This window comes from Chamaesiphon sp. OTE_20_metabat_361 (genome assembly GCF_031364565.1).
The window spans coordinates 1-7,312 of record NZ_JANLWO010000649.1 but is presented as its reverse complement, the minus strand read 5'-3'; the positions used below and the strand labels follow the sequence as shown (position 1 = coordinate 7,312).

Annotated in this window: 4 protein-coding genes and 1 pseudogene; 3 read left to right on the top strand and 2 right to left on the bottom strand. The window is 41.5% G+C overall.

Features of this window, described 5'->3' with window-relative positions:
- A pseudogene (locus tag RMO35_RS18620) lies at window positions 1–222 on the top strand (phospholipase); the annotation flags it as partial.
- Between the two features lie 97 nt (window positions 223–319).
- Window positions 320–451 carry a hypothetical protein gene (locus tag RMO35_RS18615; protein ID WP_309743013.1) on the top strand — a complete coding sequence of 44 codons (132 nt, stop codon included), beginning with the start codon at window positions 320–322 and terminating at the stop codon, window positions 449–451.
- A 33-nt stretch (window positions 452–484) separates the two neighbouring features.
- Here the strand turns inward: RMO35_RS18615 and RMO35_RS18610 are convergent, their stop codons facing one another.
- Both RMO35_RS18610 and RMO35_RS18605 read right to left on the bottom strand, forming a co-directional pair.
- The gene (locus RMO35_RS18610; protein ID WP_309743011.1) at window positions 485–3,820 is read right to left on the bottom strand and encodes a hypothetical protein; all 3,336 of its coding nucleotides are present in this window, start codon (window positions 3,818–3,820) and stop codon (window positions 485–487) included.
- Between the two features lie 222 nt (window positions 3,821–4,042).
- Window positions 4,043–5,002: a tyrosine-type recombinase/integrase gene (locus tag RMO35_RS18605; RefSeq protein WP_309743009.1), complete on the bottom strand. Its 960-nt coding sequence runs from the start codon at window positions 5,000–5,002 to the stop codon at window positions 4,043–4,045.
- 504 nt (window positions 5,003–5,506) lie between these two features.
- Between RMO35_RS18605 and RMO35_RS18600 the strand changes: the two genes are divergently transcribed.
- Window positions 5,507–7,312: helicase HerA domain-containing protein (locus tag RMO35_RS18600; protein WP_309743007.1), on the top strand; the 1,806-nt coding region annotated here is incomplete at its 3' end.

The window sequence follows — 7,312 nt, the reverse complement described above, 5'->3', positions numbered from 1 at the left end:
GGCTACGCCAACGACAAAGCCGAAAATGCTGCCACCCTTTTCGGTGGACTAGCAGCCAAGATGGACAAAGATTTCCAGCTCCAAGTCAGGCTGTTTCTCAACATCAAGCGGGATTTCAAAGACACTACCCCAACGGCTATTTTAGTCAAGGAATATGCCCACCGCTTCCGGGCGGAGATCTGGCCAGGAAAGAGACTTCCAGATATATTCTACGACCCGTGATTACCTCCGGTAGGCTACGCCAACGTTAGAGATTGGCGGTCGCACGAGAGCTTGTCTCCATGCAGAATGCGTAGTCATCGATGAGGAATATCTACTGGTGACTTCGGCGAATTTTACGGAAGCTGCACACGATCGAAATATTGAGGCTGGGGTGCTGTTGAGAGATAAGTCAGCGGCGAAGGCTTTGAGCGATCGATTTGAGACTTTGGCAGCACGGCAAATCTTATAGCAATTGTCGATCGAATAAGGTAGCAATAATAACCTATGCAATCAATCCTTTTTCTCTAATGATCTCCATTGCTCGATCTTCTCCAATTTTCTGACAAAGAATTTTATAAGCATTAGATTTAATGATTGCGGAAGGATGATCGAGTGCATCTGTCAAGGTTTGGATAGGGAATTCTATGCTTTTTACACGCTCCCATTGTGGATCGGCAGGCACTTGAGGAATGCTCCGACATAGAAATAGATCGGCATTAGATAGTCGATCGCAAGCCCAATTAAATTTATCTAAATTACCTGTTGGATTTGCAAGTATAAATTCAATCTCATCTAAATCTTCATAATGAAAATGTCGCTCTAGTCGATCTAAAAGAACTTTTGCTTCAGTTGCTAATTTCTGACGATCGAGATCCATCGCAACAATTGCACCTTCGATTACAGCATTAACTACTTCTGGTATGGGGTATTGTCCTATAGCCTCCCACTCTTGAATACCAGTGTCCCAATAACCCATACCTTTTGTAAGGATACCTAGAAGAACAAAATGCTGTGGAGTATTATCTGGCAATATAGATATTGATGAGTATTTTAAAACACGAATAATTGATTCTAAGAATAATCGATCGGTGCTTTTGTTTTGTTGCTCGGATTTTAATTTCCCCAGCTTTACTTTTGCATCTGAAATCAATCGCTCAAAATTTCTTATAAACGCCATAGGATCGTATAAATCGAACAGTATTCGTCTCGAAGTCTTACACAATTCTTTCTGTGTTACTTTTTGGCTCAAATGAGTACTTTTGTTTTCCAGTGTTCTTGATGACTCGATTAATTTTTTCGAGACAACTTCTCGTAAATTATCACTTTTTTTGACGGCAACCACTAGATCGAAACTTTTTTTCATCCGATGACAATTTTCGAGAGATGGCTGTTCTTGCAATAAAAATACGAAAGATTTAATTAAAAACTGTATTTTAAGATTGTCGATTCTAGGCCGAAGTGAAAATATATTTTTGCTTGGTGAAGAGCATTGCCTCTTCTGTTCAGCCTCAAGAATAATTTTATCAATTTGTTCTTCTATCTCATTTACATCGAAAACACATTCATTTCCAGATCCAAGCGAGAGCGTAATGGCAGCTAATCTTGTCCATGACTGAGAATGCAGAAGATAAGGTTGTGAGACAGTACCAATTAATTCAGGAGCATTTAAAGATAAGGAAAGTAATATATCCGCCGTTTTGAAAACAATCGATTGCGTAGGCGATTCTAAACCATTTTTCAGTCGTTCGATAACTTTTTTGACTAATTTAACTGGAGAATCGGTAGATTTTCTCAGTACTTCTACCGCAAACAAAATTTCGTTAAATTTATTTTCATCTTCATCCTCTACTTGTTGAAGTAAAAAATTGATAATAGTTTCTGCTTTACCTAAATCAGCCGCGAATAAAATAGATTCTCTCCATCTGTAATTTTGTTTTGCTTTCCGTAAGCACTGAGGGAAGTCATGAGCATTCTCTATATCTATGGCAAATAGAGTAGGCTCTCTCCACATATGATTTTGATTGACTTCTATTAACCATTGATAGAAGTTATTATCTTCCATCTCACAAGCATAACCTCCTGCTGCATATTCACCTATTGTGAGATGTAAGAAAACTATCACATCATCACACCCAATGTTGATGCGTTCTAAAATACGCCGCTGCTCCCAAAACAGTACCCCTTTTTTTGCTTGATTTTTTGCTTCTAATGATGGGACATTCAATTCATACTCCAATTTTTCGCCTACATTATTCCAAAGCTCTCTTTCTGAACATTGAGGATTATTGAGTAGTTCCCATCCTACTATCTCAATAATACGTTTTGCAGTTGGTTCTTCGAGTGAGATTGGGTCTTTATCCTGTAATAGTTGCTTGTAAGCAAGATCGATAATTTTCTCATATAGTTTTGCCCTGTTTTGAATTGGTTCGTCATGCTCTCGAAAGATCTGAATTAGGAATCCTAATAACAAAGGATTTTTAGCTGCAAGCGAGGTACTTTCACTAGTCTGAAGCCAACTCTTAAACTTGGCTTCATCAAATGAATCTCCCAATAATCGTTTGGCAAATTTTATAGTATCTGAATCTTCTAAGGGTAGTAGTTTTAGAAGTTGCCACCCAGGAAGATACTCTGGTTCAGAATCAATACGAGTTGTGACAATAATTCTAGTCGTAGATTGTCCATTTGCCCAATCCCGTAATTTTTCGGATATGACTGCTCGATTGTCGCCACATTCATCTAATCCATCAGCAAGTAGATAATCAGGTTTGCTCAGTGCAAACTGAGACTGTTCTAAACTAAGAGAAGAATTGCCAGCCGCAGCTCTCAAGATTGCATCTTCAAATTCGTTACTACCTAATAGCTTGCAAACAGAGGGAAGGCGGACTCGTAAAACTGTTTTTCCTAAGCTAGCTAAATGATGTGATAAATATTTGGTAAAAGTGCTTTTACCGCTACCTGGTTCACCTGCAACAATGCTCAAAGGGTAGAGTTCAGGAATAAATTTTGCGTTGAAAGGCTCTTGTTCCCCACTGTATTGTTTTGCTCGTAATGAAAGCCAATCGCTTTGCATTGAAAACTTTTCACGAATCCCTGGCACAATCAGATGAGAGGTGGTCTCTTGAAGCCATGTTCTGTAAATTTCCGAGATAACAGCCGGATTTTGTTTGTCACTGGCTAACTGAATAGACTCGTTACTCAATAATCTTGCCCATGCAGTGGCATCACGACGACCTCTGTTAGTAGTTAGATTTAACCCTTCTCCCCAAAATATTTTCCATGCTGTGCTGGCTTGATTTTGATTCTCCAAAACTTGCGGGAGCATTTTACAGGCAGATTCTGAGTTTTGTAAGCCATCATCCAGATCGAGGACACGAATTGAAAGTCGTCTAAACAGATCTGGCTCAGAAGAGATATTAGACTCAGAAAGTTTCTGCTGAAGCTCTTGAGTAATTGTTTTTAATCTATCTGTCCGTCCTTGTCCAAGTCGCTGGAGATCTTTTCGTAACTCTTCTCGAATAACTTTGCTGGCTGTCGAATCAGTCAAGAGAATGCCATAGAGTGAGGGATTTTCTTGAAGACCCTGAGCTAGTTTAACAATCGGTTCCCACAGCTTGTTTTTTTGTAAGCCATGTTTAGCTTGTAACTCTATAATGATCCCGTTTTGAAGCGTAATTGCAAGATCGTCTCCAGCTCCACCCGTCTCTACAGCAACAGAAACAGGTATATCGTCTGCTGTGTCAATCCAACCCAGCTTTTGCTGAGTCAAGATATGCACAGCAACATAGGCTGTTGCCCTCGCTTGATACTCATAGCCACCACCGCCACCGCTTCCACTCATTTACCGATTTTTATGTTCTCCTTTCATAAATTATGCACGATCGATAACAGGTGGAGATTATCAAGCTTCTGGCGAAAATCAGTAATCAAACTCAACCTTTCCAGGTGATTCCTCCGCTTCCCAGCCTTCTGATACATCGATCGATACATCCGATCGAACCACTGGAGGAAGTATCCTGAATTCGGCTGCTCCGAGCCATACACGGTCGAGATTTTGCTCGTTCTACACCAATTCTGCCAAAATCTTGGTAACTTCGCCTTGATGATGCCGCCTGTTGTCATCGTACCGCGTCAAAGTATTCAGATCCGCATGACGGCTCAATTTCTGCACCCTCCGCGTATCCCCATTCGTCGCATCCAAAGCCGCCGTAATCGCACTGTGACGGACACGGTGGGGACTCATCACCTTGTATATCCCCGCTGCTGCACTCGTCTCTCTGACGAGATTATAGATCGCATTCCCGCTCAGTCGATGCCCCTTCGTCGCCCGATCGAGCGTACAAAATAACGGCTCGCTGGCTTTACATTTCCCCCGCAATTCCAACCACGCCTGAATCGCCTGTACCGACTGACGGCTGAGATCGACGGGTTCCCGCTGCACCTTCCCTTTCCCAATAATCCACAACTTACTCCCCTGCGGATCGAAATCCTTGACATTCGCTTGACACAATTCCGCCCGCCTGAGCGCGTTATCCCACAATAACCGCAGGATCGCATAATCCCGTACCCCTTTAACAGTATCCCGATCGCACATCCCGATCGTCAACTGATACTCCGTCGGATTCACCCCCGAAGTATCCCGATAAGTCTCCACCCTTACCCCTTCCACATCCGCCAGATCGTAGTGACATTCCCCCACCTTCCGCGCATAACCCACCAAACTTTTAATCGCCGCCAGTCGGGTATTGATAGTAGATGGAGCCAATCCTTTATCTGTTAATATTCGGCGATACCTCAATACTAACGTCATCGCCTGATAGCGATCGAGTGCCAAAAATTCCCCGACTAATGCTGGTGTCGGCGCAGCCTGAGCTACCTGCATGAAAAAATCTACCAATGCCTTAGTATACGTCCGCCGCGTATTGGGCGACCTGCGATCGGCGATTAGTTCCTGAAGCAAGTCCCGCTGGGCGATATCTTGCAGGGATAGGGGTGATGCGGCGATGGTGGAGAGTAATGTCAAGGTAATTAATTCTCACCTTTGAGTAATCGGGTTGCCCTCAATCTTACCTGAATACTTTGTGTGTCGATCGATCTACAGTTCGGGATTTATTGAGTAAGCGTAAATTGCTCTATCCTATATTCAGTATGAACGGCGATGTTGAGATTTTTATAGATACGAATGTTTGTTCACTCTCAGATTAGGCAAGTCGAGCAATTGGTTACTCAAAGCCAAAGCTAGACGATCTCATGACGCTGCAATAGCTTAGATCGGTTAAAATATATTCGATAATCTACGTTTTGGGACTGTGCCAAGCAGATCCCAGAATGTGTTGGCAGATCGACGTACCGAAATATGTAGCATGATTGATATCTCCTCAAATATAAAATTTGTTTGACGTGCTGACTTGAAAAGGTATGAGAGTATATTCTATGGGTACTCTGTAAAATACATACCTTGAAGGTTATAGATCCTCGATAGAGAAAGCTATGGCTGGCTTAACTAAAAAAATATTCTAGATTATTTATGGCTTCAAACCTCGAAGATGCTTTTGAAGGCGATCAGCGGAATGCAATTACTTCAGCCGCCAAAGAACAATTCAAACCACTGATCCAAAAGAGTCAGTATGTTGGAGAGGTTTACTCAATCAGCTACGAAACAGCACTTGTCCAAATCCATGATTTTAATCGTAGAGAGGTGGGTGGCATTCCAAGTCTCAGCTTTTTGATCGCAACTCGCATCAACCCAGAAGAACCTACCGATTATAAAACTGAAGATGCTTCAATAATCCTTTTGCGTGTTATGGATGCGGCTTCTCTTCCTAACGCGTTTGAGGCAGAACGAGTGCGTGTAGAGTCAGCACAGAGAGCCAGTGGGGAAGATATTCATTGGGATAGCCCCGACTTTATGGATGCTTCAACTAATCAACTACTATCCTATGCTGGTGTGAAGTGTAAAGTTGTAGGTACTTTTTTCCTAGATCGAGATCCTAATAATGAATCACCAGAGGCACTGGTTTTGAGATTTGGTAGTGACTTATCTAACTACTATCCAAATCGAGGTTTAAAGGTTTATAAACCTAACGATCGTGCATTGTCTTGTATTGTGAACTACCGCGATCCAGAACGTAAGGACATACAAACTAATGAATCTGTAACGGTTGGCTGTATTCGCTACGCATCAACCAATCGATCCTTTCAAGGTATTTCAGACGTAGAGGTTCAACTTTTACCAGCGGACTTACTAGGTCAAAAAACTGCTCTTTTTGGGATGACTCGTACTGGTAAGTCTAATACCACTAAAATTATTCTTCAGTCTGTCTTCAATCTTAGATTTTCAGGGCAAGATTCACTCAAAACTGGTCAGCTTATTTTCGATCCAAATGGTGAATACGCAAATGATAACGTTCAAGATGCTAAAAAAGGAGATAATCCTACTTCTATTAAGAACATCTGGAAATCTAATTCTGCTGGAAAGCAAGAAGACGTGATAACTTACGGTAGTTTACCTCATCCTAACGATCCAAATCGTAAGTTAATGCTTCTCAACTTTTTTGAAGAAAATAATCTTCAAGTTGGTAAGGAGATTATTGATGCGACGTTAGCCAATGATGGTTCAAAGTATATTCAGAATTTTCGTCAAATTGGTTTTGAAAAACCTGATGCAAATGATAGGTCTGCTATGACACGCTATTCGAGAAGAGTGTTAGCATACCGCGCACTTTTACGCAAAGCAGGCTTCGATCCTCCATTAAATATAAATGCGAATACCCAATCATTATTCAACCAAGAGCTTATTAAAGCTTTGGATGAGAGTACATCAGGTGATTCAGCGAGTTACAAATCTGCTGCTGTATATTTTCAAAAGTCAAATCCTAATTGGTCGGAATTGGCTAGCGCGTTTGAATCTCTCTATAAATTTATGAACGATGGGCAGGGTGAGTATAAAAAATTTGAAGAATGGTACATTACAAAAAGACCTAGAGCGTCTGGAGATCCTTGGGCAGATGAAGACTTGAAAAAGATCCTAGAGATGTTTAGTCGCCCTAATGGAGCTAAACAGATTGGTCAAGTTCGCAATCAGCATACTTCCAGTACAACATCGGATTATGCAGTAGAGATATATCAGCATTTGACACAAGGACGTTTGGTTATCATCGATCAGTCTAGTGGCGATCCTGAAATCAATCAGTCTTCTGCTGATAGAATTATGTGGTATGTGTTCCGCCAGAATCAGGAATTGTTCCGTCAAGGCAGAACCGATCTTCCTGAGATTTTGATTTATTTAGAAGAAGCACACAATATTCTGCCATCCGGTTCCGATCTGGATCTG